The organism is Nocardia beijingensis NBRC 16342 (assembly GCF_001612785.1).
Lineage (GTDB): Bacteria > Actinomycetota > Actinomycetes > Mycobacteriales > Mycobacteriaceae > Nocardia > Nocardia beijingensis.
The window spans coordinates 90,660-116,079 of sequence record NZ_BDBC01000054.1; the positions used below are offsets into that span (position 1 = coordinate 90,660).

The following is a 25,420-nucleotide window of genomic DNA, read 5'->3' on the forward strand; positions in this document are numbered from 1 at the left end:
CGGCAGGCGGCGCGCGGTGGGTCCGCGGCGCCGCCGGTTGGAACCGAGGTTCGCCGAACCCGGCAGCCCGTCAGCGCGCCGGACACCGCGAGTAGTTCACAAATTGCGTTGAACCCTCGTGCGGCGCTCGGGTACCAAGAGCGGATGAGTCCTTCAGCCGTCGCCGAGCCCACCGTGGATCTGCGCAGGATCACCGCGGAGACCGTGTACGAGGTGTGCAAACTCAGCGAGACGCTGTCGCCGGAGCAGCGCATGATGGTGGCCGACAACGGCATATCGATCGCCGAAGCGCACTTCTGTGATGCCGCTTGGTTTCGCGGTATCTACGTCGGCGCCGAGCCGGTCGGCTTCCTCATGCTCGACCTGGGCATGGACCCCGACGAACCGGGTGTATCCCTGTGGCGCTTCATGATCGCCGGACCGCACCAGGGCAAAGGGTATGGCCGCCGTGCGATCGATAGCCTGGTGGCACACCTGAAGCGGCGCGGTACCAACGCGCTCTACACCAGTTACGGCCGCGGGCCGGGCAGCCCGGAAGGCTTTTATCGCTCGCTGGGCTTCGAACCCACGGGAGAACTCGTCGACGGCGAAACAGAGGCCGTCCTGCGCTGGTGAGCGAGATTCCGGCGCCGCGTCGGATCGCCGACCGGCCGCTGCTCACCGAGCCGGGTGTCAGCGTTTCAGCCAGCCGCGCAACCGGCCCACCAGGGTGCGGCCTTCGTCGCGCTCCCGTTCGGCGAAGAGGAAGTTCATCTCCTCCTCCAGCGCTTTGCGCACCACGTCGCGGAATTCCAAGGTGGCGGCGTGTATGTCGCCCGCATCGCGCCAGGGCGCCGGGTCGATGGGCGCGCCCGCGGAGAAGTAGAAGCGCTCCGGGCGTGGGATGACGGTGGGGCCGACGCCCCGGATCAGCGGCGGCGTGAGGTCGCGGCTGAGACCGAGCGCTTCCACGGTCCAGCGCAGCGGGCGCAGGAGCGGATGGTCGCCGTCGACCACGATGTCGTACGCGTCGTCGACGCCGATCATCGCGACCGGGACGATGGGCGCGCCCGCCTCGATGGCCATGCGCGCGAAACCGCTGCGGCCTTCCCACTTCAGCAGGTACTTCTCGTTCTTGCGGCGGACCGCCTCCCGGCCGCCGCCGGGGAACACCATCACGGCCTCGCCGCGCCGGAGCAGGGACAGGCAGTTGGACCGCGTTCCGCGCACCGCGCCGTAGTGGTGCAGCAGGTGACGGACGCCGGGCACGTTGATCAGCACGTTCTCCGCGAGACCGCGGATGAGACGGCCGCGGCGGCGCAGCACCTCGGGCAGCAGCAGCGGGGCGTCGATGCCGCCCAGCAGATTGTGGTTACCGACCAGCAGCACCGGGCCGTCGGCCGGGATGTTCTCCAGGCCATAGAAGCGCGGGCTGGTCCAGGCGCGCAGCGGCGCCAGCACGGTGTCGATCACCCGCAGATCGGTGTCGGTCAGCGAAACCGACAGCGGCGCGCCATCGGTGAGCGCCGCATCTGCGCTGTTCGCGGCGCCGGAGCGCCGAGTGCCGGGATCGGAGCTGGCGTCCGACATGAACCCTCCTGATGTCGATCCGATGACGATAGCGCAACGAAATCGACTGCGTCGCACCGGATGTGCGCGTCGCCCCCGCGACACGCCCGATGGGGTCGATCGACCAGCTCATTCGCCGCTCCGGCAACCCCGTCGCGAAGGGCCGGGCTGCCGCGGCTCGGGCACGCGGAAGGCGATGAGCGCGGCCTTCGCTCGTGGCGACATGGTGCTGCCGACCCGGTCACCGCTCGTAGGGTGCTGCGCGTCCGGGTGGGGCGTGAACTCCGGGATGGGATACCGCCGCCCCGAAGTCGAAGGCCTGAGGACACACCGAGCCCTCGCCGCTGTGCCTCGCCTACTCCTGCGTATCGTCGGTCCCCGCGTGCGCGTACTCCGACAGGGCGGCGGCGAGAGCGTGCGGGACGCGCGCGCGAACGCGGGTTCCGCCCTCCTCATGGTCCGAGCCCAGAATGCGGCCGTCGGCGTGGATGCGGGCGAGCAGGTCACCGCGCGTGTACGGCAACAGCACGCTGATCTCCACGTCCAAGCCGCCGAGCAGCTCGGCGAGCCGCTCGCGCAGCGCGTCGATGCCGTCGCCGCTGTGCGCGGAGACGAACGACGCGTCGGGCAACAGCGCACGCAGGTTGGTGAGCTCGGTCGGCCCCATGGCGTCGGTCTTGTTCACCACCAGCAGCTCGGGCGGGGCGGGCGTGCCGGATTCCTTGATCACATCGGTGATCACCTCGCGGACCGCCTTGATCTGCTCGGCGGGCAGCGCGTCGGAGCCGTCCACCACGTGCAGCAGCAGGTCGGCGCCGGTCACCTCCTCCAAGGTGGAGCGGAACGCCTCGACCAGCTGGGTCGGCAGGTGCCGCACGAAGCCGACGGTGTCGGTGAAGACGACCTCGCGCCCGTCGTCCAGCTCGGCCCTGCGGGTGGTCGGATCGAGGGTGGCGAACAGCGCGTCCTGGACCAGCACGCCGGAGCCGGTGAGCTTGTTCATCAAGCTGGACTTCCCCGCGTTGGTGTAACCGACGATCGCGACGGAAGGAACGCCGCTGGAGGTGCGGCGCGCCCGCATGGTGTCGCGCGCGGTCTTCATCTCGCGGATATCCCGGCGCAGTTTGGCCATGCGCTCGCGGATGCGGCGGCGATCGGTCTCGATCTTGGTCTCACCGGGACCGCGCAAACCGACGCCGCCGTTGCTGCCGGCGCGGCCACCGGCCTGCCGGGACATCGACTCACCCCAGCCGCGCAGCCGGGGCAGCATGTACTCCATCTGGGCCAGCGAGACCTGCGCCTTGCCCTCCCTGGAGGTGGCGTGCTGCGCGAAGATGTCCAGGATCAACGCGGTCCGGTCGACCACCTTGACCTTCACCACCTTCTCCAAGGCGGTCAGCTGGGCGGGGGTCAGCTCACCGTCGCAGATGACGGTGTCCGCGCCGGTCTCCAGCACCACCGAGCGCAGCTCCTCGGCCTTGCCGGAGCCGATGTAGGTGGCCGGATCCGGCCGGTCGCGGCGCTGGATCAGCGCTTCGAGCACCTCGGAGCCCGCGGTCTCGGCGAGCGCGGCCAGCTCGGCCATGCTGGCCTCGGCCTGCGTGGCGGTTCCCGTGGTCCAGACCCCGACCAGCACGACGCGCTCCAGGCGCAGCTGCCGATACTCGACCTCGGTGATGTCGGTGAGCTCGGTGGACAGGCCCGCGACGCGGCGCAGCGAGCTGCGGTCCTCCAACTGGAGTTCACCCGTGGTGGGATCGGCCGACCAGCCCGAACGCCGCATCCGTGCCCGGTGCTCCGCGACGACGTCGCCGGTCACCGCGTCGTCGCCGGACTCCGCGTCGTCGACCGCATCGGCGGCGCGGTCGTTCGCGTCCGCCGGAGTGAATTCATACGTCTCTGATTTCCTCATACACCATCCATGCTGCCACGACATCACCGCAGCACGCACCCGGTTATCCGGGGCGCGACACCGCTACCGGCCCTCCCACCAGGATCCGGCGATGCGGCCCGCGGCCAGCAGCACCGAAGGCCCGCGCAGCCACGCCGAGCCGCGCTCGAGTCCGACGGTCAGTTCACCGCCCGGCACCCGGACGGTCACCCGGCCGGAATCCTCCGCGATCCGGAAGCCGTCGGCGGCCAGCGCCGCGGCGGCCGCGGCGACGGTTCCCGTTCCGCAGGAACGCGTTTCGCCCACCCCGCGCTCGTAGACCCGCATGTCGACCGACGCCTCCCCGTCCAGCGCCGTGACGATCTCCACGTTCACCCCGTGCGGGAACAGGTCCGGATCGAAGCCGGGCGGCACGGTCAGGTCGAGCTTGCCGAGCGCGTCCGCGGACATGCCCGGATCGACGCAGGCCAGATGCGGATTGCCGACGTCGATGCCGATGCCAGGCAGTGCCCAGCCCGCGATGGTCGCGGTGGACGGGCCGAGTTCGCGCACCCGGCCCATGCCGACGGTGACATCCCCGGTGACCGAGTTCCCGGCATGCACGGTGACCGGACGCGCCCCCGCGCGGCTGCCGACGACGAAGCTGTCGCGGGTCTCCAGTCCCGACGCGTGCAGGTAGTGCGCGAACACGCGCACGCCGTTGCCGCACATCTCGGCGATCGAGCCGTCGGCATTGCGGTAGTCCATGAACCAGTCGTCGGCCTCGACACCGTCGGGAAGCTCCGCGAGCACACCGGCGTCCCGCAGGGCACCGGCCCGCGCGACCCGCAGCACGCCGTCCGCGCCGAGCCCGCGCCTGCGATCACACAGCGCGCCGACCTGCTCGGCGGTCAGCGCGAGGCCGGCTTGCGGGTCCGGCAGCACCACGAAATCGTTTTCGGTGCCATGGCCCTTGGTGAACTCGATGTCCGGCACGTGCGATGTCTCCCTGTCTCGTCGTCACTTGGCAAACGTCCGGCGCTGCCGGGAAATTTCGTAGAGCGCCACCGCGGCCGCCGACGGCGCGCCCAGCGAGCTGGCCGTGCCACCCATCGGGATGTGTACCAGGTCGTCGCAGGCCGTCTGCCAGGCGGCGCTCATGCCGCTGGTCTCGTTGCCGACGACGAGCACGGTCGCGTCGGTGAAGTCGTAGTCGTAGGCGGCGTGGCTGCCGTGCTCGTCCGTGCCGACGATGCGGGTGGGGATGCCACGGCGGATCTGCCGGTTGCGGAACTCCAGCACCTGCGCCGGCCCGGCGGCGCGGATCACCGGCACGGCGAACAGCGAACCGGTCGACGCGCGCACCGCTTGGGGGTCGTACTGGTCGGCGCCGTGCCCGGTGACGATGACGCCGCTGGCGCCGAACGCGTCGGCCGAACGGATCAGCGTGCCGAGGTTGCCCGGCGAGTTGGGCCGGTCGAACACCACGACCACCGGCGCGTCCTCACCAGGCTCACCCGGTTCGAAGGTCTCCAGCTCGGGCTGACGCGACTCCGCGACCGCCACCAGTTCCGGTATCCCGCCGGCCTTCTCGCCGAGCTCGGCCATCAGCTCGGGCACGAGACCGACCTGCGGCACGCCGCTGGTGTCCAGCACTTCACGCGCCCAGCCGGACAGCTCGGGGCCGCCGAGGCGGTACAGCAGCGTCTCCAGCGGCCAGTCGTTGGCCAAGGCCTGCGTGATCGGACGGACCCCCTGCACCAGGAAACGACCGTCGCGATGACGTTTGGTGCGGTTGTTGAGGTAGGCCTGCCACACCTGGACGGAGGCGTTGCGCGTGCTCACACGTCGGGTCACTGCGAAGTCCGTTCTTTCTCGTCGAGCAGGGCCAGCGCCGTCGCGGCCGCGTCCGGGGCGGCGCCGTCCACCCACCGCACCCGGGGATCGCGCCGGAACCAGGAGCGTTGCCTGCGCACGTAGCGCCGGGTGCCGATCAGGGTGCGTTCCTGAGCGTGGTTCAGGTCGTATTCGTTGTCCAAATAGGCCAGGATTTGCGCGTAGCCGATCGCGCGGCGGGCCGTGACGCCCTCCCGCAAGCCGCGCTCGATCAGGCCCAGCACCTCCTCGACCAGCCCGCCGTCGAACATGGCCGCGGTGCGCCGCTCGATGCGCGCGTCCAGCGCCGCGGTCTCCCGGTCGACGCCGATGATGACGGTGCCCCAGCGTGGCTGCCCGATGGTCGGCGCGGAGGCGGCGAACGGCCGTCCGGTGAGTTCCACGACCTCGAGCGCACGCACCATGCGGCGCCCGTCGGTGGGCAGGATGGTGGCCGCGGCCGCCGGATCGGCCGCGCGCAGCGCCGCGTGCACGGCCGCGACGCCCTGCTCGGCGAGCACCGCCTCCCACCGCGCCCGCACGGCCGGATCGGTGGCCGGGAACTCCCATTGGTCCAGCAGCGCCTGGACGTACATCATCGAGCCGCCCACGATGACGGGCACCCGGCCGCGCCCCATGATCGCGACGACGTCCGCGCTCGCCGCCGCCTGATACGCGGCCACGGACGCGGTGTCGGTCACCGCGAGCACGTCGAGCTGGTGGTGCGGGATGCCGCGGCGCTGCGCTACGGGCAGCTTTGCGGTGCCGATGTCCATGCCGCGGTACAGCTGCATGGCGTCGATGTTCACGATCTCGCCGCCGAGTCGTTCGGCCAGGTCGAGCGCGAGGTCGGATTTGCCGGTCGCGGTGGGGCCGACGACCGCGATCGGAGTGATGGCGGGGTCCGTCACGGCGCGTCGTCTCCCGCGGGCCGCCAGAGGCTCACGTGGTAGCCGACGCCGAACGGAGCGGCGCGGTACCGCGTCTGCACCAGGGGGTCGGTGCGGAACAGTCCGGCCAGCACCTGATAGGCCGGGCGGCCCGCCACGCCCAGGTCGGCGCACAACTCGGGGTCGAGTGCCCGCAGCGCGGCGCGATCACCGGTGCTCAGCGCCTGGTCGAGCCGATCCTGCACCGGACGCGCCCGTTCGTCGAGATAGCCGGGGGCCTTGACGGACAGCGTCGCCGCCCCGTCGGCGACGACCAGCACACCGCGCGGCTCGTCGTCGCCGTCCAGCTCCGCCCGCAGCTTCGCCCCGTACTCCTGGCAATGCTGCGCGGGTGCGCCCGCGGCGACGATGCTCGCCTCGGCGACGGCGTCGGGGGCCACCTGCCCGCGCAACCACGCGCCGATCAGCACGGCCAGCGGCAACCCGGCATCGGCCGGGCTCCCCCCGGCGACCGCGGCACGGGAGAGGCCGACCCGCACGTCAACGCCGAAGCCACGGAACGTGCCTGCGGTATCGGGACCGAACGTGCGGTCGTCCGCACCGACGCCGACCACCGTCCAGCGGCCCGTCACGGCCGCGAGGGCGCGCACGGTGTCGAGCACCGCCGACCGCAGCACCGCGCGCGGGTCCGAATCCCCTGGTCCCGCCGTGTCCGTCCGGCCGCCGCACAGTTCGGGAACCAGCACGGGCGGCGAAGGGACGAGGGCGGCGACGGAGAACACGTCGTAACCGTAGTCGTTGCCCGGAGCACCGGCGCCGCCCGGCTTCGAGTGTCTCTGCCGGAAACACCGCCAGGATTGATAGTGTTCGAGGAGCTACAACCCAGGTCATCAGGGGTTGGAATCCCCGGGATTCCTCCGTGGGAAGGCGTGGATCGATGGTCACAAGGGCTCGGACCGGGTTGAATGGGATGAGCTAGGGCGTAACCAGGCAGCCGTGACGCGCGGCAGGGACGAGGAAAAATGACCGACAGCAACGGAACCGCGAAAGCCGGCCCCGGCAAGATGCCCCGTTCTTCCGGTGCCCCGAAACCGGGCCGCTCGATTCAACCGCCCAAACCGCACGCGGTCAAACCCGCCCCGGGCCCGGCCCAGCAGCATCCCCATCCCGTCGTCGTGCCCACCGTCTCCGATCCGAGCCTGTGGGGCCGGGTCGACGAGGACGGCACCGCCTGGGTGAAGACCGCCGAGGGCGAACGCCAGGTCGGCTCGTGGCAGGCCGGTGACGCCGCGGAGGGCCTGGCCCACTTCGGCCGCCGGTTCGACGATCTGGCCACCGAGGTCGCCCTGCTGGAGGCCAGGCTGGCCGCTGGCGCGGACGCGCGCAAGACCAAGGCCGCCGCCGTCGCGCTCGCCGAGTCGCTGCCGACCGCCGCCGTCATCGGCGACATCGAGGGCCTGGCCCGCCGCCTGCAAGCCATCGCCGAACACTCCGAGGAAGCCGCCGCGCACGCGAAGGAAGAGAAGGAGCGCGCCAGGCACGAGCACACCGAGCGCAAGGAGGCGCTGGCCGCCGAGGCGGAGAAGATCGCCGCCGAGTCCACCCAGTGGAAGGCCGCGGGCGATCGGTTGCGCGAGATCCTCGACGAGTGGAAGTCCATCCGCGGCGTGGACCGCAAGGTCGACGACGCGCTGTGGAAGCGCTACTCCAAGGCGCGCGAGGCGTTCAACCGGCGCCGCGGCGCGCACTTCGCCGAGCTGGATCGCGAACGCGCCGCCGCGAAGGCGCGCAAGGAAGAACTCTGCGTGCAGGCCGAGGAGCTGTCCGGCTCCACCGACTGGGTGGGCACCGCGAGCGTCTTCCGCGACCTGCTCACCGAGTGGAAGGCAGCGGGCCGCGCGCCGCGCGAGGCCGACGAGGCGCTGTGGCGACGCTTCAAGAGCGCGCAGGACGTCTTCTTCGCCGCGCGCAACGCCGCGGTCTCCGAGCGCGACGCCGAGTTCGAGCACAACGCCGCCGCCAAGGAGGAACTGCTGAACGCCTACGCCTTCATCGATCCGTCCGCCGACCTGGAAACAGCCCGCAGTGCGCTGCGCGAGCTCCAGGAGAAGTGGGACGCCATCGGCAAGGTGCCGCGCGAGCGCATGCAGGAACTGGAAGGCAAGCTGCGGGCGATCGAGAAGCGCGTGCGCGACGCCGTCGACGCGCAGTGGCGGCGCACCGACCCGGAGGCGATGGCCCGCGCCGCCCAGTTCCGTGAGCGCGTGGCGCAGTTCGAGGAGCAGGCCGCGAAGGCGCAGGCCGCGGGCAAGGCTCGGGACGCGGAGAAGGCGCTCGAACAGGCCAAGCAGTGGCGGGAGTGGGCCGAGGCCGCCGAGGGCGCCGTCAGCAACCGCTGAGATATCGGCCCTCTCGGCACGAACAGCGGCCCCGCCCGATCTCACACGGTCGTCGCAACACTCTCGAGCGAGAGGTTACGGCGACCGTGTCGTGTTCCGAGGATGTGGCCGAGGCTGACGACAGCTGGTCAGGACTGGTCAGGAATCGCCCATGAGGCGACGGCGGTCGCGTTCCTCCGCCGCCGCGGCGGCGTTGCGGCGCTGCTCCTCGGCGGCCAGGTGCAGCGCGGTGCGGCTCCACACCACGCGGATCCAGTGGAAGGTGAGCACGACGGTCACGATGGCGCCGAGGATCAGGCCGATGCCGGGGCCCGCGCCGATGTAGTTGCCCAGTCCCGGCGTCTGGCGGTGCCAGATGGACAGCACGCCGAACACGCTCGCGACGGCGCTGCCCGCGACCGCGATCCACGCCAGCACCCAGCGGCGGGTCATCAGCGCCAGCATCGAGAACCCGATGCCGAACACCACGACGAACCACACGTAGATCCGCGAGGGCAGCCCGATGTGCTCGGCCCGCGCGACATCGGTGTTCAGCAGCACGTCGAAGCCGCGTGCCGCGCCCGCGTGCGGCAGCACCAGCGAGGCCAGCAGCAGGAACACCGCGCCTGCCACCACCATCGCGCGGACGCCCGGATCGATCTCACCGGCGATCTTGCGCTCGACGGCGTCCAGATCGTCGCGGAACTGTTCGAAGTCGCTGGTGCTCTCGACCGAGCTCACTGAGTCCTCGTTTCGTTCGTCTCCAGCGGGGCGCGCCTGCTCGCGCCCCGGCGTCGCCGCGGACGCGCCGGGCTGGTCGTCACCGGACGCGGCAGACCCTTCGACGCCACGGGTGACGTCGTCATCGTCGTCCGCGTTCCTGGTCATTCGCCGCAGCCGGTCGAGCAGCCAGCGGCCGCCGGTTCGGGGGCGGGCGCGCCGATGCGGGGCAACCCGAGCCCCACGCCGATCGGCGCGGTCTTCGGCATGACGCCGCGCTCGTGCGCGTCACCGGCGCGGGTGCGGCGGTGGGTCTTGATCGCGGAATCGGCGACCAGGTGGTGCGGCGCCGCGGCGGTGATGTCCACCGTGACCAGGTCGCCGGGGCGGATCGGCTCGGCCGTGCCGCCCGGGCGGAAGTGCACCAGCCTGCCGTCGCGGGCGCGTCCGCTCATCCGCGCGGTGGCGGCGTTCTTCTTGCCCGCGCCCTCGGCTACCAGCAATTCCACCTCGGCGCCGACCAGCTCCTGGTTGGCAGCCAGGGAGATCTCCTCCTGCAACGCGATGAGCCGGTCATAGCGCTCCTGGACGACGGCCTTGGGCAGCTGGCCGGGCATCTCGGCGGCGGGCGTGCCGGGCCGCTTGGAGTACTGGAAGGTGAACGCGCTGGTGAAACGCGCCTGCCGGACCACGTCCAGGGTCTGCTGGAAGTCTTCCTCGGTCTCCCCGGGGAAGCCGACGATGATGTCGGTGGTGATCGCGGCGTGCGGCATCGCGGCGCGCACCTTGTCGATGATGCCGAGGTAGCGGGCCTTGCGGTAGGAACGGCGCATCGCCTTGAGCACCCGGTCCGAACCCGACTGCAGCGGCATGTGCAGCTGCGGGCAGATGTTCGGGGTCTCGGCCATGGCCTCGATCACGTCGTCGGTGAACTCCGCCGGATGCGGCGAGGTGAAGCGGACCCGCTCCAAGCCGTCGATGTGCCCGCACGCGCGCAGCAGCTTGGCGAACGCGCCGCGGTCGCGGGGCTCGTCCGGGTCGGCGAACGAGGCGCCGTAGGAGTTCACGTTCTGGCCGAGCAGCGTCACCTCGAGCACGCCTTGGTCCACCAGCGCCCGCACCTCGGCGAGTACGTCGCCGGGGCGGCGGTCGACCTCCTTGCCGCGCAGCGAAGGCACGATGCAGAAGGTGCAGGTGTTGTTGCAGCCGACCGAGATGGAAACCCATCCCGCGTAAGCGGATTCGCGCCTGGCGGGCAGGGTGGACGGGAACGCCTCCAGCGACTCCAGGATCTCCACCTGGGCTTCCCTGTTGTGCCGAGCCCGCTCCAGCAACACCGGCAGCGAACCGATGTTGTGGGTGCCGAAGACCACGTCCACCCACGGCGCCTTGCGCACCACGACGTCGCGGTCCTTCTGCGCCAGGCAGCCGCCGACGGCGATCTGCATGCCGGGACGGCTCGCCTTGATGGGCGCCAGGTGCCCGAGCGTGCCGTAGAGCTTGTTGTCGGCGTTCTCGCGCACCGCGCAGGTGTTGAAGACGACGAGGTCGGCCTGCGCGCCGGGCGCGGCCTTCACGTAGCCCGCGTCCTCCAGCAAACCCGACAAGCGTTCGGAATCGTGCACGTTCATCTGGCAACCGAAGGTGCGGACCTCGTAACTGCGTGCTGTGCCCTCGGCGGGCGCGGGAGCCAACACTGCCTGTCCGATCGAATCCACCCGTCCAGGGTACGGGGCGGCCTCCGGTCGCTTTCGCGGGCATCTGCCCAGGCTCGGGGGGCGGTCCGCGGCCGAAGCCGGAGGACCCGCGAAGTTACGCGCACATGTCGAATCGGCGTGGCGAGAGGGTGTGTCGCCGAAAGTCGGGCAAATTTCCGATTTTTGCCTAAGGTCATGACCATGACCGACGACGCCGCCGCTCCCGGCACGACCGGGGACGCCTCTGCCGGGGACGTCAGCGCCGCCACCAGCGCGCCGCCGATGATCTTGATGCGCAACGTGGACAAACACTTCGGCGACCTGCACGTGCTGAAGGACATCAATCTCGAGGTCCCCAAGGGCCAGGTCGTCATCGTGCTGGGGCCGTCCGGCTCCGGCAAGTCGACGCTGTGTCGCACCATCAACCGGCTGGAGCCGATCGATTCCGGCGACATCGCCATCGACGGGACCCCGCTGCCCGCCGAGGGCCGCGCGCTGGCCGCGCTGCGCGCCGACGTGGGCATGGTCTTCCAGTCCTTCAACCTCTTCGCGCACAAGACCATCCTCGAGAACGTCATGCTCGCGCCGGTCAAGGTCCGCAAGGTCAAGAAGGACGACGCTCGGACACGCGCCATGGAACTGCTCGACCGGGTCGGCATCGCCGATCAGGCCGACAAGTACCCGGCGCAGCTGTCCGGCGGCCAGCAGCAGCGCGTCGCCATCGCCAGGGCGCTGGCGATGAGCCCGAAGGTGATGCTGTTCGACGAGCCGACCTCCGCCCTGGACCCGGAGATGGTCAACGAGGTGCTCGAGGTCATGGTGTCGCTGGCCAAGGACGGGATGACGATGCTGGTCGTCACCCACGAGATGGGCTTCGCGCGCCGCGCGGGGAATCGGGTGCTGTTCATGGCCGACGGCCAGGTGGTGGAGGACGCGGCGCCGGACGCCTTCTTCACCGCCCCGAAGTCCGAGCGTGCGAAGGACTTCCTGGGCAAGATCTTGAGCCACTGACCTGCCGGACACAGCGGCCAGCACACCCACTGGATAGGGAGAAGGAACTCGATGAGGATCAATCGCGCTCTGCGCATCGGCGTCGGGGCGATCGCCCTGACACTCGCCGCCGCGACCGCCACCGCGTGTGGCGGCGGCAGCGACAAATCCGCCCTGGATCACGCCAAGGACGGCAAGCTCACCATCGGCATCAAGTTCGACCAGCCGGGCCTTGGCCTGCGGAACAAGGACGGGTCCTACAGCGGCTTCGATGTCGAGGTGGCCAAGTACGTCGCCGGGAAACTGGGGGTGCAGCCGAACGACATCACGTTCAAGGAGGCGCCGTCGCCGCAGCGCGAGACCCTGATCGAGAACGGGCAGGTCGACTACATCGTCGCCACCTACTCGATCAGCGACAAGCGCAAGGAGAAGGTCGACTTCGCCGGTCCGTACTACGTCGCGGGACAGTCGCTGCTGGTGCGCGCCGACAACACCGACATCAACGGCCCGGACAATCTGAAGGGCAAGAAGGTCTGCTCGGTGAAGGGCTCCACCCCGGCGCAGAACATCGAGAAGAACTACCCCGACACGCAGTTGCAGACCAACGACACCTACTCGCTGTGCCTCGAGGGGCTGCGCGCGGGTTCCTGGGACGCGGTGACCACCGACGACATCATCCTGGCCGGATACGCGGCGCAGAGCAGCGGCGCGTTCAAGGTCGTCGGCAAGCCGTTCACCACCGAGAACTACGGCATCGGGTTGAAGAAGGGCGACAAGGAACTGCGCGACAAGATCAACGACGCGATCGAGGCGATGATCGCCGACGGTTCCTGGAAGAAGGCGTTCGACTCGACCGTGGGCGCGTCGGGCTACCAGGCCCCGCAGCCGCCGACGGTGAACCGGTACTGAGCCTCCGAATCGTCCGCCCGGCACGGGTGGCCCGTCCCCCACAGGGGCCGGGCCACCCGCCGCACCAATCCTGACCATCGCGACCCGATCGGAGGAACGCGACCGCCGTGTTCGACCTGATCTCGAGGTACGACAGCCAAATCCTCGAAGCCTTCTGGGTGACCATTCAGCTGACCGCGCTGTCCGCGGTCGGCGCGCTGATCCTCGGCACCGTCGTCGCGGCGCTGCGCGTGTCTCCCGTGCCGGTCGCCCGCTGGGTCGGCACCGCCTACGTCACCATCTTCCGCAACACCCCGCTCACGCTGATCATCGTGTTCATGTCGCTGGGCCTCTACACGACGATGGGCTGGCGCCTCGCCGGTGAGGGGCCGGACTCGCTGGCGCAGAACAACTTCCGCTTCGCGGTCGTCGGCCTGAGCATCTACACCGCCTCCTTCGTCTGCGAGTCGCTGCGCGCGGGCATCAACACGGTGCCGATGGGCCAGTCCGAGGCGGGCCGCTCGCTCGGGTTCGGCTTCTTGCAGAACCTGCGGCTGGTCGTGTTGCCGCAGGCATTCCGTTCGGTGATCGCCCCGCTCGGCAGCGTGTTGATCGCGCTGACCAAGAACTCCACCATCGCCTCGGCGATCGGCGTCGCCGAAGCGGCCACCCTGATGGCGGAGATGACCGAGACCGAGGCCGCGGTCCTGGCGATCGGCGCGATCTTCGCGCTGGGCTTCGTGATCCTGACCCTGCCGACCGGCCTGTTCTTCGGCTGGCTGGCCAAGAGATACGAGGTGGCCCGATGAGCGCAGGCGCTTCGGTCCTGTTCGACGCGCCGGGCCCGAAGGCGCGGCTGCGCAACAACGTCTACTCGCTGCTGGTCGTGGTCGCCGTGGCCGGGGCGGGGTGGGTCCTCTATCGCGGTTTCGCCGACAAAGGGCAGTTCACCGCGGAGAAATGGAAGCCGTTCCTGGAGGCGGAGGTCTGGTCGACCTACCTGCTGCCCGGCCTGCGCGGCACGGTCGTCGCCGCGCTGCTGTCCATCGTGCTGGCGCTGATCGTCGGCATGATCTTCGGCATCCTGCGGCTGTCGGACCATCGCGTCGTGCGCTGGATCGCGGGAACCGTCGTCGAGGTGGCGCGCGCCATCCCCGTGCTGATCCTGATGATCTTCCTGTTCGCGGTGTACTCCGAGTACGACCTGTTCGAGTCGGAGGATCTCGCGCTCGCCGCGGTGGTCACCGCGCTGACCGTCTACAACGGCTCGGTCATCGCGGAGATTGTGCGCGCGGGCATCCGCTCGCTGCCGAAGGGGCAGACCGAGGCGGCCGTCGCGCTGGGCCTGCGCAAGAACCAGTTGATGCGGTTGATCCTGCTGCCGCAGGCGATCACGGCCATGCTGCCCGCGCTGGTCTCGCAGATGGTGGTCGCGCTCAAGGACTCGGCGCTCGGCTACCAGATCACCTACGTCGAAATCGTGCGCTCCGGCCAGCAGCTGGGCGCGGCCGAACAGAACACCATCCCGGCGTTGATCGTCATCGCGATCGTCATGATCGCGCTCAACAGCGCGCTGACGCTGGTGGCGACCAAGCTGGAGCGGCGGCTGCGGGCACGCAAACGCGGCAAGGGCGGCGGCGCGGTCGTCGCCGCCGACTCGGTCATCACCGACGCCGCGCCCGGCGTCGACCTCGGCCACAAACCCTGAAGCGTTGCCGCGCAAGCGAAATGGTTACCGCGCGGCAATACCGCAAGGCACGGATCGCGGGGCCGGAGTGTTGCGCTCGAGCTGAGCGCAACACTCGTGCCCGCGCAGGCGTCCGTTCAATCTCGTAGGCATACGCCGATCCCCGGTATCGACCGGTGGGACGGTCATCAGTGCTTCGAACCTGCGGGAGTTGATCGATGACCAGCCGTACCTCCGACCTTCTGTTCGACGAGTCCTTCTCCTTCCCCGGCGAACTGCGCCGCGCCGGGGACGCGGGCCCCGCCCGGGTCGCGGTGATCGGCGCAGGCGCGAGCGGTCTGGCCGCCGCCTACGAGTTGCAACGCCACGGCCTGGACGTGACCGTCTACGAGCGCACGGCGCGCCCCGGCGGACGGGTCCGCACCTGGCGGTTCTGGGACGGCGCCCACGGAGAACTCGGTGCGATGCGGATTCCGGGAAACCATCACTGCACCTTGCACTACGTCGACGAGTTCGGTTTGGCGACAAGACCTTTCGTCAACACCAACCCGGACGCCTACTACTTGTTGCGGGGCCGCCGGGTGCGCCGTCGCGGTGGAGGGCAGCGCCGCCATCGCGCGCCGGTGGTGGCCGCGCCTGGCACTGTCGGCCGCGATCGGCATCGTGGCGTATCAGCTGGCGTTCAGCGCGGCCGTGGCGCTCACCACGGTCACCGAGTCGGCCATCCTCATCGCGCTGTCGCCGTTCTGGACCGCGCTGCTGGCGCGGCTGACCGGTGAGCACGTCCGCGCCGCCGTGCTGGTCGGCGCCTGCGTCGCGATGGCCGGTGCGGTCCTGGTGATCCTCGGCCGCGGGCCGGGCCACGCGGCGCCGAACCGCGCGCTCGGCGACCTGGCCGCCGTGGCCGCGTCGGCGCTGTGGGGCGCGTATCCGGTCGTCACCCGTCCCTTGCTGGTCGATCACAGCCCCCTCCGGGTCACGGCGTGGGCTTCGGCGATCGGCGCGGCGGTATTGCTGCCCGCGGCAACCGCACCGGCGCCACACGATCTGTCGGGGCTTTCCGGGACGACCGTGGTCTCGCTGGCCTTTTCCGTGCTGGCCGTGACCATTTACGGCCTGGTGGCGTGGTATTGGGGCGTGCGGAGGGTGGGGTCGGCGCAAACGATGGTCTTCATGTTCGCGGTGCCGGTGGCGGCGGCGGTGTTCGCCGTGGCGGCCGGCGCCGAACACCTCACCTGGCCGCAGATCGCCGGTGCCGGGCTCGTGCTCGCGGCACTGACCTACAGCCAACGCAATCCGAAATTCCCCGACACAGGAGTAGGAAATGACGGTTACCACGACCTCGATCACGCTGGAACGCGCGACGCTCATCGTTAGCGAGGCGCTGGCCTACGGCACCGCGCACGGGTTCGACCCGCTCACGGTGGCGGTTCTGGATCCGGGCGGCCATCTCGTGGCGTTACAACGCCAGGACGGCTCCGGCATATTACGACCACAGATCGCGATCGCCAAGGCATGGGGAGTACTCGGCCTCGGCGTCTCCAATCGCGAGATCGCCCGCCGCGCGGCGGCCGCGCCTGCCTTCTTCACGTCGGTGGCGGCACTCGCCGAAGGGCGCATCCTCGACGTGCCCGGCGGCGTCTTCATCCGGGACGCGGCGGGCGGCATTCTCGGCGCGGTCGGCTCGACGGGGGCCGCGACCTCCCTGGAGGACGAACGCGCCGCCGTGGCGGGCATCGAGGCCGCCGGTCTATCCGCCGACACAGGAGAGGTGTAGACCGACTATGCCGCACCCGAAACCCGCGCAGCGTTGCACCTCCGCCGCGGCGGTACGAAGGGTACAGACCTCGACCGCCGCGGGCCGGGCCCCGATCGGCTGTCCGAGCAGCGACAATCAGCAAAACGATCGAAAACGTCGAAGCCGTCCGAGGTTCCGCTAGACCGGGGATCTCGCCATCGTGGCAGTCGCCGCCCGGAGCAGGGGAAGCCGCACACCGACCATCCGTATCCCGCACAGCCGACCGGCGTTGAGCGCAGTTGTGAGCGGGATACGGCTCTGTCCGACCGGAGCCGGATCCATTCAGAGGTTCGTGACGACCACGTAGGACTTCAGCAGCCGTAACGAGGGTCGATTCCAGTGCGGCCGGGGTGCCGCCGACGAACGGCATGAGTTGGCGCGGTCGGACGACCGCCCGTGGATGACATCGCCGGGACCGACGGAGCAAGGCTCCCCATCACCGGAATCCAGGGCTCGAGTTCAATCGATGGACTCGCCGAGGTCGCCCTCGAGCCCCTGAGCGGCCAATTCGGCTTTGACCACCCGGTAGGCCGTGGACTGGCCGTAGCCCCGCCGGGCGAGCATGCCGACGAGGCGGCGAATCGTTTTGTCCTGGTCCAGGTCTCGCGGTAGTGAACGCAATTTGCGGCGGACCAGCTCGGCGGCGCGGACCTCCTCGTCGTCGCTGGTGATCGCGTCGAGAGCGGCCGCGGCATCCGACTGCGCGACGCCCTTGCGCCGGAGTTCCTGCGCGAGCGCCTGTTTGCCTTTACCGGAGAAGGTGTGGCGGGAATGCACCCATTGCTCGGCGAAGGCGGCGTCGTCGACGAGCCCCACTTCGCCGAGGCGATCGAGCGCCCGTTCGCTCACGTCGGCCGAGTACCCCTTGGCGGCCAGCCGCTGAGCAAGCTCGGCACGGCTGCGAGCGCGAACGGCCAGCAGGCGCAGACACGCCTCCTTCGCCTGCTCGACCGTTCCGCCTTCGGCTCCGGCCGCTGGCGGAGCCGCCGATCCTGCTTCGGAGTCGGCCGGTGCCGAGTCGCTCCGCGCTCCCCGGTGACGACGACGGGACCCAGCCGAGCGCACCCGCTGCGGATCGGATGTGCCCGGCCGGGTTCCCATGGTGTCCGGCGCGGCCGAATCACCTTCGGCCCTCCGGACGAGCTCGTGATCCTGCCCGCGGGACCGGGCGCCGTCCGGCGAACCGGAGGCGGACAGGAGTTCTTCCAGCCGGCGCCGCATCTCCTGCACCGCGTCGGCTCGTGGCCGCCCGGAGCCGGACGAAGCCGTTCCGGGCGAGCGACGGCTGTGCGTCGGCTCAGAAATCGGCGGGCACCTCCGCGGCCGCATCGGCCGTCACGTCGGCGCCGATGCCGAGCTTCTCCTTGATCTTCTTCTCGATCTCGTCGCGGACGTCGACGTTCTCCAGCAGGAACTTGCGGGCGTTCTCCTTGCCCTGACCGAGCTGATCGCCCTCGTAGGTGTACCAGGAGCCGGACTTGCGGATGAAGCCCTGCTCGACGCCCATGTCGATGAGCGAACCCTCCTTGGAGATGCCGTGACCGTAGAGGATGTCGAACTCGGCCTGCTTGAACGGCGGGGAGACCTTGTTCTTCACGACCTTCACGCGGGTGCGGTTGCCCACCGCGTCGCTGCCGTCCTTGAGCGTCTCGATGCGGCGCACGTCCAGGCGCACCGACGCGTAGAACTTCAGTGCCTTGCCGCCGGTGGTGGTCTCCGGCGAGCCGAACATCACGCCGATCTTCTCGCGGAGCTGGTTGATGAAGATGGCGGTGGTGCCGGAATTGTTCAGCGCGCTGGTCATCTTGCGCAGCGCCTGGCTCATCAGGCGGGCCTGCAGACCGACGTGGCTGTCACCCATCTCGCCCTCGATCTCGGCGCGCGGCACCAGCGCGGCCACCGAGTCGATGACGATGATGTCGATGGCGCCGGAGCGCACCAGCATGTCGGCGATCTCCAGCGCCTGCTCACCCGTATCGGGCTGGGAGACGAGCAGCGCGTCGGTGTCGACGCCCAGCTTGCGGGCGTAGTCGGGATCGAGCGCGTGCTCGGCGTCGATGAACGCCGCCACCCCGCCCGCGGCCTGCGCGTTGGCCACCGCGTGCAGCGCCACGGTGGTCTTACCCGAGGATTCCGGGCCGTAGATCTCGACGACGCGGCCGCGCGGCAGGCCGCCGATGCCGAGCGCGACGTCGAGCGCGATCGAGCCGGTGGGGATCACCGAGATGGGCTGGCGCGCCTCCTCGCCGAGGCGCATGACGGCGCCCTTGCCGAAGCTCTTCTCCACCTGGGCCAGCGCGAGCTCGAGCGCCTTGTCCCGGTCGTACGCCTGTGGTGCCATGTCCTGGTCCCCTTTTCGACGGGTAAGTCTTTCTGTGGTTGGCGCCTACAGTAGAGCGCGGCACCGACAAGTTCCGGCGACCAGCCTAGACGAACAGGTGTTCGAGTCAAGCGACGCGCCCCGCGCGCCGCCGCGCTCCCGGCGAACTCCGGGCGATCAGCGCACGAGCGCGATCCGGTCGGTGTCCAGCAGCGTCTGCGCCTGTTTGAGCACACGCAGGGAAGGCGTCACCTCCACGTCGGTGATCCCCGCCAGCGCGCCGAGCCGCTCGGTCACATACCGGTAGAGGTCCGCGGTGTCACGGCAGATGATCGAAGCGAACAGGTTGGACGACCCGGTGGTGGCGGCGGCGAAGACGATCTCCGGATGCGTGGCCATCGCGCGGCCCACCGCGTCCAGGTCGGCGGGCCGCACGCGCAGCCACAGCGCGCCGCGCACGCCGTAGCCCATTCGCTCGATCGCGAAATCGACGTCGAAATACAGCACGCCCGCCGCGGTCAGCTCGGCCATGCGCCGCGCGACCCGTGGCGCCGTCCATCCGGTCGCCGCCGCGAGCTGGGCGTACGGAGCGCGCCCGTCCCGGCCGAGCAGCGCGAGCATCGCCTCGTCGGCCGCCGAGAGGTCCACCGGCGCGTTCGGTCCAACACCCGCGCACCTCTGCCGGGCAGGACCGAGCTCGTCCAGCTGAGCGGCGGTGAGCAGGCGCCGATAGCGCGGCCACTCCTCGTCCAGCGGGAAGCGGTGGATGACCTCGTGCGCGGACAGTTCCAGCACTTGCGGGGCGCGCGGCAGGATCTGCAACAGCAGCGCGTCACGCCGCTCGATCGAGCGCGGCCTGCCCACGCAGGTCACCTCGGAACCGGTGGACAGCAAGGTCACCCAGCTCAGATCCGGGAACCGGGCCAGGGATTCGGCCAGCCGCAACGCTTTGTCCGGTGTCGATTTCAGGCGCAGCACCCAGCGCGCGTGGCCCAGCGGCACCGCGTTCACCTGTCCGGCCACGTGCAGGATGCCGCGCTGCCGCAGGGCGCGGTACCGCCGCGCCACCGTCTGCTCGGAGACCCCGAGGACGCCGCCGAGCCGGGCGAACGGAATCCGGGCGTCGTGCACCAGCGCGTGCACGATCTGCTTGTCCAGCAGATCGAGTTCGGAGGATTCGCTCGAGTCATCATCACCCACTAGAGGAATCTAACGCCGATGCGGCCGTGGCTAGGGGGTTCCGGTCGATTGCCGCACGCTTGGCGTCGAAATCGTTCGAATCCGCCGTGGAGGCTCCCGTGAGGAAATGGCTCCCCTTGTTCGCCGCGTGCCTGGGCACGCTGATGCTGCTCATCGACGTCACCATCGTGAACGTCGCCCTGCCGGACATCGCCGCCGATCTGGACACCGGACTGTCCGGCTTGCAGTGGGTGGTGGACGGCTACGCCCTCGCGCTGGCCGCATTGCTGCTGGTGCTCGGTTCGCTCGCCGACCGGGTCGGCGCGAAGCGCGCGTACCTGGCCGGACTGGTCGTCTTCGCGGTCGCGTCGCTCGGCTGCGGCGTCGCCCAGAGCGCGACGGGCCTGGTCGCGGCGCGCGCGCTGCAAGGCGTCGGCGGCGCGGCCATGTTCGCCACCACGCTGTCGCTGCTGCACGCCACCTACACCGGCCGCGACCGCGGCGTGGCCTTCGGCGTCTGGGGCGCGGTGTCCGGCGCGGCGGCGGGCATCGGCGTGGTCCTCGGCGGCGTGCTCACCGAGGCGCTGTCGTGGCGCTGGATCTTCTTCGTCAACCTGCCCATCGCCGTGCTGGCGATCGTGCTGACCGTCGTCGTGTTCCCGCCCGCTCGGCGGCGGGTGGGCCCGGCGGTGGACGTGCCGGGCATGCTGGCCTTCGCGACCGCGGCGACGGCGGTCACCTACGGCGTCATCCGCGGCGGCGAGCACGGCTGGACCGACGCGGCCGCGGTCATCGCGTTCGTGCTCGGCGCCGCCGCGGCGGTGATCTTCGGTTGGGTCGAAGCGCGAAGCGTCGCACCGATGTTCCCCTTGACGCTGCTGCGCAACCGCGATTTCGGCGCGACCCTGTTCGGCGCGTCCGGGCAGACGTTCGCCGCGTTCGCGAGCAGTCCTTTGATCTCGCTGTGGCTGCAGCAGCAACTGCACATGTCGCCGCTGCACGCGGGTCTGGCGATGCTGCCGATGGCCGCGACCGCGTTCGTGGTGGCGGGCGCGTTCGGACGCCTGCTGCACGACGTCGCGCCGAAGTGGACCATCGGCGCGGGGTTGGTGGTGGTCGGCCTCGGCAGCTGGCTGCTGACGATCGTCGGGGCCGGGTCCTCCTGGGTCGCGCTGATCCCGGGGTTCGTGGTGATCGGCATCGGGATCGGCGTCAACGCGCCCGCCTTGGTCTCGGTCGGCATGGCCGCGGTCGCCCCGGAGCAGGCAGGCACCGCCGCGGGTGCGGTGAACACCGCGCGGCAACTCGGCCTCGCGCTCGGCGTCGCGGTGCTCGGCACCGTCTTCCGCGGGGTGGCCGGCGCCGAGCAACCGCTGACGTTGCCGCACTTCGTCACCGGGCTCGACGCGGCGCTCGGCGTCGCTGGGGCGGTGGGCATCGTCTTCGGACTGATCGCGTTCGGGTTGTTCCACCGGCAGCGTGCGAACGCCAGGTCCGGAGCCGAACGCCAGACCGTCGCCGCCTGACCCACTCCTCCCGCGAAACGGCGGCGCCCCGGCCGGGCGTCGCCGTTTCGCGCCGACCCGGCGGCCCTAGCGCTGCGGCAGCACGGACTCGTCACCCGGATCGCGCGGCCCGAGAATGCGCCGCTCGGACTCCTCGATCCGGACATCGTTGATGCTCGCCTCCCGCCGGGACATCAACCCGTCCGGCGCGAACTCCCACTGCTCGTTGCCGTAACTGCGGAACCACTGGCCGGTTTCGTCGTGCCATTCGTACTGGAACCGCACGGCGATGCGGTTGCCGTCGAAGGCCCACAGATCCTTGCGCAGCGCGTAGCCGTTCTCCATCGCCCACTTCCTGGTGAGGAATTCGACGATGGCGTCACGGCCGGTGAAGAACTCGTCGCGGTTGCGCCACACCGAATCCTCGGTGTAGGCGGCGGCGACCCGCTCCGGATCGCGGGTGTTCCAGGCGTTCTCCGCAGCCCGCACTTTGGCCTCGGCGGATTCCGCGTCGAACGGGGGCAGTGGTGGTCGCATGGACAGCTACCTTTCTCGAAGTTTCATGGATTCACGGGAGAAAGCTCGGCAGGGCCCCACCGCAACGCTCCCCCGGATCGCTCGACCACCTCTTCGATGGTGAAATCGAGCGAGCACTGCGCGCCCGCGGTGAACGTCTCTGGCTCCCAGACCAGTTCGGCCGTGCCGGTGAGCTGCAACGTGGCGCCCGTGGACCAATCCGGGATCAGGATCCCGCAGCGGGGGTTGACCGCGATGTTGCCGAGCGTCATGAACATCGAATTGCCCCGATAGTCCGGCCAGCGCAGTCGGGTGGGCGAGAGCACCTGCAGGAAGCCGGGATTCCCGCCGCGGTGCGAGGCGTCGGCGTCGCCCTCCTCGTCCGCGGTGGCGACGAAGAACGTGTCGGCCGAGGCGATCGCGGCCCGCTGATCGGCGTCCAGTTCGGCGCCGTGACGCACCGTGGGCGTGGCGGCACCTGGCGTGTAGCTCTCGACGTCCCGCCGCGAGATGTACTTGGGGCAGTTGGAGTACACCTGATCGGTGACGATACGCAAGCCCGCGCCGTCCGGCTCCGATCTTCCGTTGACTCGCATCCGCCTGCGCCGCTGCGGTTGCAAGGCGATCATGCCGACGCGGGAGCGCCGGGACAGCGCCTCGTGCAGCGGATCGGCGGCGGCCGGACGAGTGCCGATCGAGATGGTCCGGTCGTCCTCCGCCCGGACGAATCCCGGCTGCCCGACCAGCTCGCTCGCCCACATCCGGCCCGCCGCGTCGGCGGCGGCGAGCACCACCATGCGCTGATCGGCCAGGAAACCGGCGGCGACCGCGGGGATATCGGAACGGATCATGCGGCCGACCCGGTCGGCGATGTCCCCTTGCCCCATCCGGCGCTGCACGGCGATCTCCCCGCGGTGGAACGCCTCCATCGTGATGTTCCCTTCGCTACGCGGCCGGGTCAGAAGAAGCCGCAGGTCGGGGCGGCGCCGCTGGGTGCGGGGGCGGATTCGGCGCCGCTGGGCGCGTACACCTCCAGCCGGATGCCGTCGGGATCGGTGAAGAAGATGCCGCCGGACCCGACGCCCTCGCCGTGCGCCACCACCCCGTCGTGGGCGAAGGTGACCGAGAGTTCACGCAGCACCCGCTCCACCGCGCGCACTTCGTCGATGCTGTCGACCTGGAACGAAAGATGATGCAATCCGGGCGTTTCGGTGGAGAATGCGCCACCGCTCTGCTCCCACAGCGTGACGACCAGCTTGCCGTCACGACCGAGAAAGGCCCAGCGGCGCCGCTCGTCGGCGCTCGCGGCGATCTGGTCGAAACCGAAGGCGCGGCGGTAGAAGTCCACGGAGCGATCCAGATCGGAGACGTTCAGGCCGATATGGCCGGTGCTGAGCCGAGGCGCGGCGACCGAGGTCATGTGTTCCTCCCGGGAAGATCCAACCGCCTTTTGCGGTTTCACTGGTTAGAAACGTATCGAGGCCGAGACACCGATGTCAACCGCTCAAAATTTTTTACCGGTTAGAGAGGAGGTGGCGACCAGTGGCCGACGACGCGCGCTCGGTACCCTCGGGCATGCCCGATCCACGCCCCCACCTCGGTGAACCACTGGCGCTCGATCTGCTGAACACCAGATGGATCGAGCACGGACCACAGGACCTGCTGACCGATGTGACCGGCCTGCGCATCTGGCTGACCTCGGCGGGACTCACCGATCGCGCGACCGCCGACGAGGCCACATTGAACGCGGTGCTGGCCGCTCGCACCGCCATCTACGACGTGGTCGTGCACGCCTCCCCCGCGGGGCTCAACGACGTGCTCGACCACGGCCGGGTAAGTCGCGCGCTCACCCCGTCCGGGCCCGCCGATCTGGTGGACGTCGCGGAGCCGGCCTGGCTGCCCGGCTGGCTGGCCGCCGACAACCTGCTGGAACTGCTGCGCACCGCACCGGACCGGATCCGGCAATGCGCGCATCCGCAGTGCGTGCTGTTCTTCTACGACACCTCGAAGAACGGGACCCGCCGCTGGCACTCCATGGCCACCTGCGGCAACCGCACCAAAGCGGCGCGGCACTACGCGCGAAAAACCTGACGCCTCAGAACAATTCGTCCAGCAGCTGGTAATACGTCAAGCGACTCTCGTCCGGCTCGGCCAGCCCGTAGGCCGCGAAGAAGGCCGCCGCCTCCGCGTCGCCGTGATCCGCGCGCAGGTCGCGCGCGGCGAGCGCCAGATCGCGGTAGCGGTCGGCCACACCGAGGCCGCCGACATCGAGCAGAACCCCGTTCGTCAGCACGTTGGGCGGAGTGAAATCACCGTGCGCCACCACCAGGTCCTCGTCATCCGGCCGCTGCGCCAGCAGCCGCGCGAGGATCTCCGCCGGGGTGGCTCCGGTGTGGTCGTCGTCGAAATCGTCCGCGTCCACGAGTCCCTCGACCACGTTGCGGCGCGCCCGCGCCAGTACGACGTCCAGGCTCTCGTCGAACGGGCACTCGGCGACCGGAATGCTGTGCAACCGCCGCAGCAGTGTGCCTAGCGCCGTGCCGATCGACGCCGCGCCGGCACCCGTGTCCGCAGACCAGCTCGGTGCGCCCGCGTCCGCGAGCACCAGCACGTCGTCCTCGAACGCCGCGACCTCCGGCACGCGCACCCCGCGCTCGCGCAGCCAGGTGAACCGCTGGTACTCGGCGACGGCCTTGGGCCCGCGTTTGAGCCAGTAGACGCCGTCAACGCGCACGACCTCACCGCTCATGCCCTCGTGCCGGTCCGACCAGCTCGGCGCCGCGCCGAGCAGCGCCGCGACGGTGGGTGGCAACGGGATCGGCAGCTCGCCCAGCGTGTCCAGCGCGGCGCGAGTGGATTCGATCTCCTCGGGATCGCCCTCGGCGATGCGCAGCCGCATCGCCTCGGCCAGCAGTTCGCGCGCCTCGGACAGATGGTCGCGCTCGGCGAGCGCCTTGCCCAGGTGCTGCACGGCGAAGGAGAGCACCTCCGGCGCGGCCACCCGCGCGTGGTCCACGGCGCGCCGGTACAACCGCTCCGCGGTGCCCGCGTCGCCGCGGTAGCGGTACACATCGCCCAAGTTGATCCACACGGTGATCCGGCGCCGCTCCGTGTCCACCAGCTCGAGCGCGCGATCGAGGTGGTCGAGCGCCTCGTCGTAGCGGCCGAGCAGCATCAGCTCGATGCCGGTCTGCCGGTAGCTCGCGAAGTCGTCGGGGCGCGCCTGCGCCACCCGGACGGCCAGACGTTCCGGATCGTGCGGGATCATCCGCTGCCGCTCGTCGAACCGGTACAGCGGCTCGTCGCGTTCCACCTGCCCGGCGGCGCTCACCAGCGGGTCCTGGGCACGTCGAATTCGGCGCACAGGGCGCGCCAGACGTCGCGGGGATCGATCCCGGCCTCGATGGCGTCGGCACCCGTGCGCCCGCCCAGCGCGGGGATCACGTGGTCGGTCAGCAGGGCGTCGCCGCGGGCCACACCGAACTCGGTGTGCAACAGTTCCTGAAACTCGGTCAACCGCACCGTCCCGAACTTACTCCCGTCGCCCGCGTGCGCTGGT

The 25,420-nt window shown here is 70.2% G+C and carries 27 protein-coding genes; 11 read left to right on the top strand and 16 right to left on the bottom strand.

Annotated elements, in window-relative coordinates:
- The first annotated feature begins 174 nt into the window (after positions 1 to 174).
- On the top strand, positions 175 to 615 hold the full coding sequence (locus NB3_RS27065) for a GNAT family N-acetyltransferase (RefSeq protein WP_218020644.1): 441 nt from the start codon (positions 175 to 177) through the stop codon (positions 613 to 615).
- Positions 616 to 672: 57 nt separating this feature from the next.
- Here the strand turns inward: NB3_RS27065 and NB3_RS27070 are convergent, their stop codons facing one another.
- The 6 genes from NB3_RS27070 to NB3_RS27095 form a co-directional block, all read right to left on the bottom strand.
- Positions 673 to 1,569 (bottom strand): lysophospholipid acyltransferase family protein, encoded by an 897-nt coding sequence (locus tag NB3_RS27070; RefSeq protein ID WP_084823709.1) that lies wholly within the window; start codon positions 1,567 to 1,569, stop codon positions 673 to 675.
- Between the two features lie 334 nt (positions 1,570 to 1,903).
- Positions 1,904 to 3,331, bottom strand: coding sequence for a GTPase HflX (gene hflX / locus NB3_RS27075; RefSeq protein WP_067809058.1), 1,428 nt, complete (start codon positions 3,329 to 3,331; stop codon positions 1,904 to 1,906).
- 192 nt (positions 3,332 to 3,523) lie between these two features.
- On the bottom strand, positions 3,524 to 4,405 hold the full coding sequence (gene dapF, locus NB3_RS27080; protein ID WP_067809059.1) for a diaminopimelate epimerase: 882 nt from the start codon (positions 4,403 to 4,405) through the stop codon (positions 3,524 to 3,526).
- 33 nt (positions 4,406 to 4,438) lie between these two features.
- Positions 4,439 to 5,275: a TrmH family RNA methyltransferase gene (locus tag NB3_RS27085; RefSeq protein WP_067808985.1), complete on the bottom strand. Its 837-nt coding sequence runs from the start codon at positions 5,273 to 5,275 to the stop codon at positions 4,439 to 4,441.
- The gene (gene miaA / locus NB3_RS27090; protein ID WP_067808987.1) at positions 5,272 to 6,204 is read right to left on the bottom strand and encodes a tRNA (adenosine(37)-N6)-dimethylallyltransferase MiaA; all 933 of its coding nucleotides are present in this window, start codon (positions 6,202 to 6,204) and stop codon (positions 5,272 to 5,274) included. The genes NB3_RS27085 and miaA overlap by 4 nt, the downstream gene beginning before the upstream one ends.
- Positions 6,201 to 6,965: a class III extradiol ring-cleavage dioxygenase family protein gene (locus NB3_RS27095; protein WP_067808988.1), complete on the bottom strand. Its 765-nt coding sequence runs from the start codon at positions 6,963 to 6,965 to the stop codon at positions 6,201 to 6,203. The genes miaA and NB3_RS27095 overlap by 4 nt, the downstream gene beginning before the upstream one ends.
- A gap of 240 nt (positions 6,966 to 7,205) precedes the next feature.
- Between NB3_RS27095 and NB3_RS27100 the strand changes: the two genes are divergently transcribed.
- The gene (locus NB3_RS27100; RefSeq protein WP_067808990.1) at positions 7,206 to 8,582 is read left to right on the top strand and encodes a DUF349 domain-containing protein; all 1,377 of its coding nucleotides are present in this window, start codon (positions 7,206 to 7,208) and stop codon (positions 8,580 to 8,582) included.
- Positions 8,583 to 8,720: 138 nt separating this feature from the next.
- Here NB3_RS27100 and NB3_RS27105 read toward each other — a convergent pair whose 3' ends face one another.
- Both NB3_RS27105 and miaB read right to left on the bottom strand, forming a co-directional pair.
- Complete coding sequence (locus tag NB3_RS27105; protein ID WP_228826977.1) at positions 8,721 to 9,449, bottom strand: Rv2732c family membrane protein; 729 nt, start codon at positions 9,447 to 9,449, stop codon at positions 8,721 to 8,723.
- Positions 9,446 to 10,999 carry a tRNA (N6-isopentenyl adenosine(37)-C2)-methylthiotransferase MiaB gene (gene miaB / locus NB3_RS27110; RefSeq protein ID WP_174553242.1) on the bottom strand — a complete coding sequence of 518 codons (1,554 nt, stop codon included), beginning with the start codon at positions 10,997 to 10,999 and terminating at the stop codon, positions 9,446 to 9,448. The genes NB3_RS27105 and miaB overlap by 4 nt, the downstream gene beginning before the upstream one ends.
- A gap of 261 nt (positions 11,000 to 11,260) precedes the next feature.
- Here miaB and NB3_RS27115 point away from each other — a divergent pair, with 261 nt between their 5' ends.
- The 7 genes from NB3_RS27115 to NB3_RS27140 all read left to right on the top strand — a co-directional run bounded on the left by NB3_RS27115 (position 11,261) and on the right by NB3_RS27140 (position 16,320).
- A complete protein-coding gene (locus NB3_RS27115; RefSeq protein ID WP_067809065.1) occupies positions 11,261 to 11,989 on the top strand; it encodes an amino acid ABC transporter ATP-binding protein in 729 nt (242 codons plus the stop codon).
- Between the two features lie 51 nt (positions 11,990 to 12,040).
- Positions 12,041 to 12,877 (top strand): glutamate ABC transporter substrate-binding protein, encoded by an 837-nt coding sequence (locus tag NB3_RS27120; protein ID WP_067808992.1) that lies wholly within the window; start codon positions 12,041 to 12,043, stop codon positions 12,875 to 12,877.
- Between the two features lie 107 nt (positions 12,878 to 12,984).
- Positions 12,985 to 13,665 carry an amino acid ABC transporter permease gene (locus NB3_RS27125; protein WP_067808994.1) on the top strand — a complete coding sequence of 227 codons (681 nt, stop codon included), beginning with the start codon at positions 12,985 to 12,987 and terminating at the stop codon, positions 13,663 to 13,665.
- On the top strand, positions 13,662 to 14,564 hold the full coding sequence (locus tag NB3_RS27130) for an amino acid ABC transporter permease (RefSeq protein WP_067808996.1): 903 nt from the start codon (positions 13,662 to 13,664) through the stop codon (positions 14,562 to 14,564). The genes NB3_RS27125 and NB3_RS27130 overlap by 4 nt, the downstream gene beginning before the upstream one ends.
- 197 nt (positions 14,565 to 14,761) lie before the next feature.
- A complete protein-coding gene (locus NB3_RS34530; RefSeq protein ID WP_244892101.1) occupies positions 14,762 to 15,322 on the top strand; it encodes an FAD-dependent oxidoreductase in 561 nt (186 codons plus the stop codon).
- Positions 15,207 to 15,920 (top strand): DMT family transporter, encoded by a 714-nt coding sequence (locus NB3_RS27135; protein WP_244892102.1) that lies wholly within the window; start codon positions 15,207 to 15,209, stop codon positions 15,918 to 15,920. The genes NB3_RS34530 and NB3_RS27135 overlap by 116 nt, the downstream gene beginning before the upstream one ends.
- Positions 15,868 to 16,320 carry a GlcG/HbpS family heme-binding protein gene (locus NB3_RS27140; protein WP_067809000.1) on the top strand — a complete coding sequence of 151 codons (453 nt, stop codon included), beginning with the start codon at positions 15,868 to 15,870 and terminating at the stop codon, positions 16,318 to 16,320. The genes NB3_RS27135 and NB3_RS27140 overlap by 53 nt, the downstream gene beginning before the upstream one ends.
- Before the next feature lie 480 nt (positions 16,321 to 16,800).
- On the opposite strand, the gene recX is transcribed toward NB3_RS27140, so the two are convergent.
- The 3 genes from recX to NB3_RS27155 form a co-directional block, all read right to left on the bottom strand.
- Positions 16,801 to 17,442, bottom strand: coding sequence for a recombination regulator RecX (gene recX / locus NB3_RS27145; protein ID WP_084823720.1), 642 nt, complete (start codon positions 17,440 to 17,442; stop codon positions 16,801 to 16,803).
- A 196-nt stretch (positions 17,443 to 17,638) separates the two neighbouring features.
- Positions 17,639 to 18,682 (bottom strand): recombinase RecA, encoded by a 1,044-nt coding sequence (gene recA, locus NB3_RS27150; protein ID WP_043728224.1) that lies wholly within the window; start codon positions 18,680 to 18,682, stop codon positions 17,639 to 17,641.
- Positions 18,683 to 18,838: 156 nt separating this feature from the next.
- A complete protein-coding gene (locus NB3_RS27155) occupies positions 18,839 to 19,861 on the bottom strand; it encodes an Lrp/AsnC family transcriptional regulator (protein WP_067809002.1) in 1,023 nt (340 codons plus the stop codon).
- A 98-nt stretch (positions 19,862 to 19,959) separates the two neighbouring features.
- On the opposite strand from NB3_RS27155, the gene NB3_RS27160 reads away from it, so the two are divergent.
- A complete protein-coding gene (locus tag NB3_RS27160) occupies positions 19,960 to 21,366 on the top strand; it encodes an MFS transporter (RefSeq protein ID WP_244892103.1) in 1,407 nt (468 codons plus the stop codon).
- A 66-nt stretch (positions 21,367 to 21,432) separates the two neighbouring features.
- Here NB3_RS27160 and NB3_RS27165 read toward each other — a convergent pair whose 3' ends face one another.
- Genes NB3_RS27165 through NB3_RS27175 form a run of 3 tightly spaced genes read right to left on the bottom strand, consistent with a single transcriptional unit; the run spans position 21,433 to position 23,281 of the window.
- Positions 21,433 to 21,882 carry a nuclear transport factor 2 family protein gene (locus NB3_RS27165; RefSeq protein ID WP_067809006.1) on the bottom strand — a complete coding sequence of 150 codons (450 nt, stop codon included), beginning with the start codon at positions 21,880 to 21,882 and terminating at the stop codon, positions 21,433 to 21,435.
- A 23-nt stretch (positions 21,883 to 21,905) separates the two neighbouring features.
- Positions 21,906 to 22,790, bottom strand: a complete 885-nt coding sequence (locus NB3_RS27170; protein ID WP_067809008.1) for a pyridoxamine 5'-phosphate oxidase family protein — start codon at positions 22,788 to 22,790, stop codon at positions 21,906 to 21,908.
- A 29-nt stretch (positions 22,791 to 22,819) separates the two neighbouring features.
- Positions 22,820 to 23,281: a VOC family protein gene (locus NB3_RS27175; RefSeq protein WP_067809010.1), complete on the bottom strand. Its 462-nt coding sequence runs from the start codon at positions 23,279 to 23,281 to the stop codon at positions 22,820 to 22,822.
- A gap of 155 nt (positions 23,282 to 23,436) precedes the next feature.
- On the opposite strand from NB3_RS27175, the gene NB3_RS27180 reads away from it, so the two are divergent.
- Positions 23,437 to 23,952, top strand: coding sequence for a CGNR zinc finger domain-containing protein (locus tag NB3_RS27180; protein WP_067809068.1), 516 nt, complete (start codon positions 23,437 to 23,439; stop codon positions 23,950 to 23,952).
- 4 nt (positions 23,953 to 23,956) lie between these two features.
- Here the strand turns inward: NB3_RS27180 and NB3_RS27185 are convergent, their stop codons facing one another.
- A complete protein-coding gene (locus NB3_RS27185; RefSeq protein ID WP_244892104.1) occupies positions 23,957 to 25,192 on the bottom strand; it encodes a phosphotransferase in 1,236 nt (411 codons plus the stop codon).
- Positions 25,189 to 25,383 (bottom strand): DUF3046 domain-containing protein, encoded by a 195-nt coding sequence (locus NB3_RS27190; RefSeq protein WP_067809012.1) that lies wholly within the window; start codon positions 25,381 to 25,383, stop codon positions 25,189 to 25,191. The genes NB3_RS27185 and NB3_RS27190 overlap by 4 nt, the downstream gene beginning before the upstream one ends.
- Positions 25,384 to 25,420: the final 37 nt, after the last annotated feature.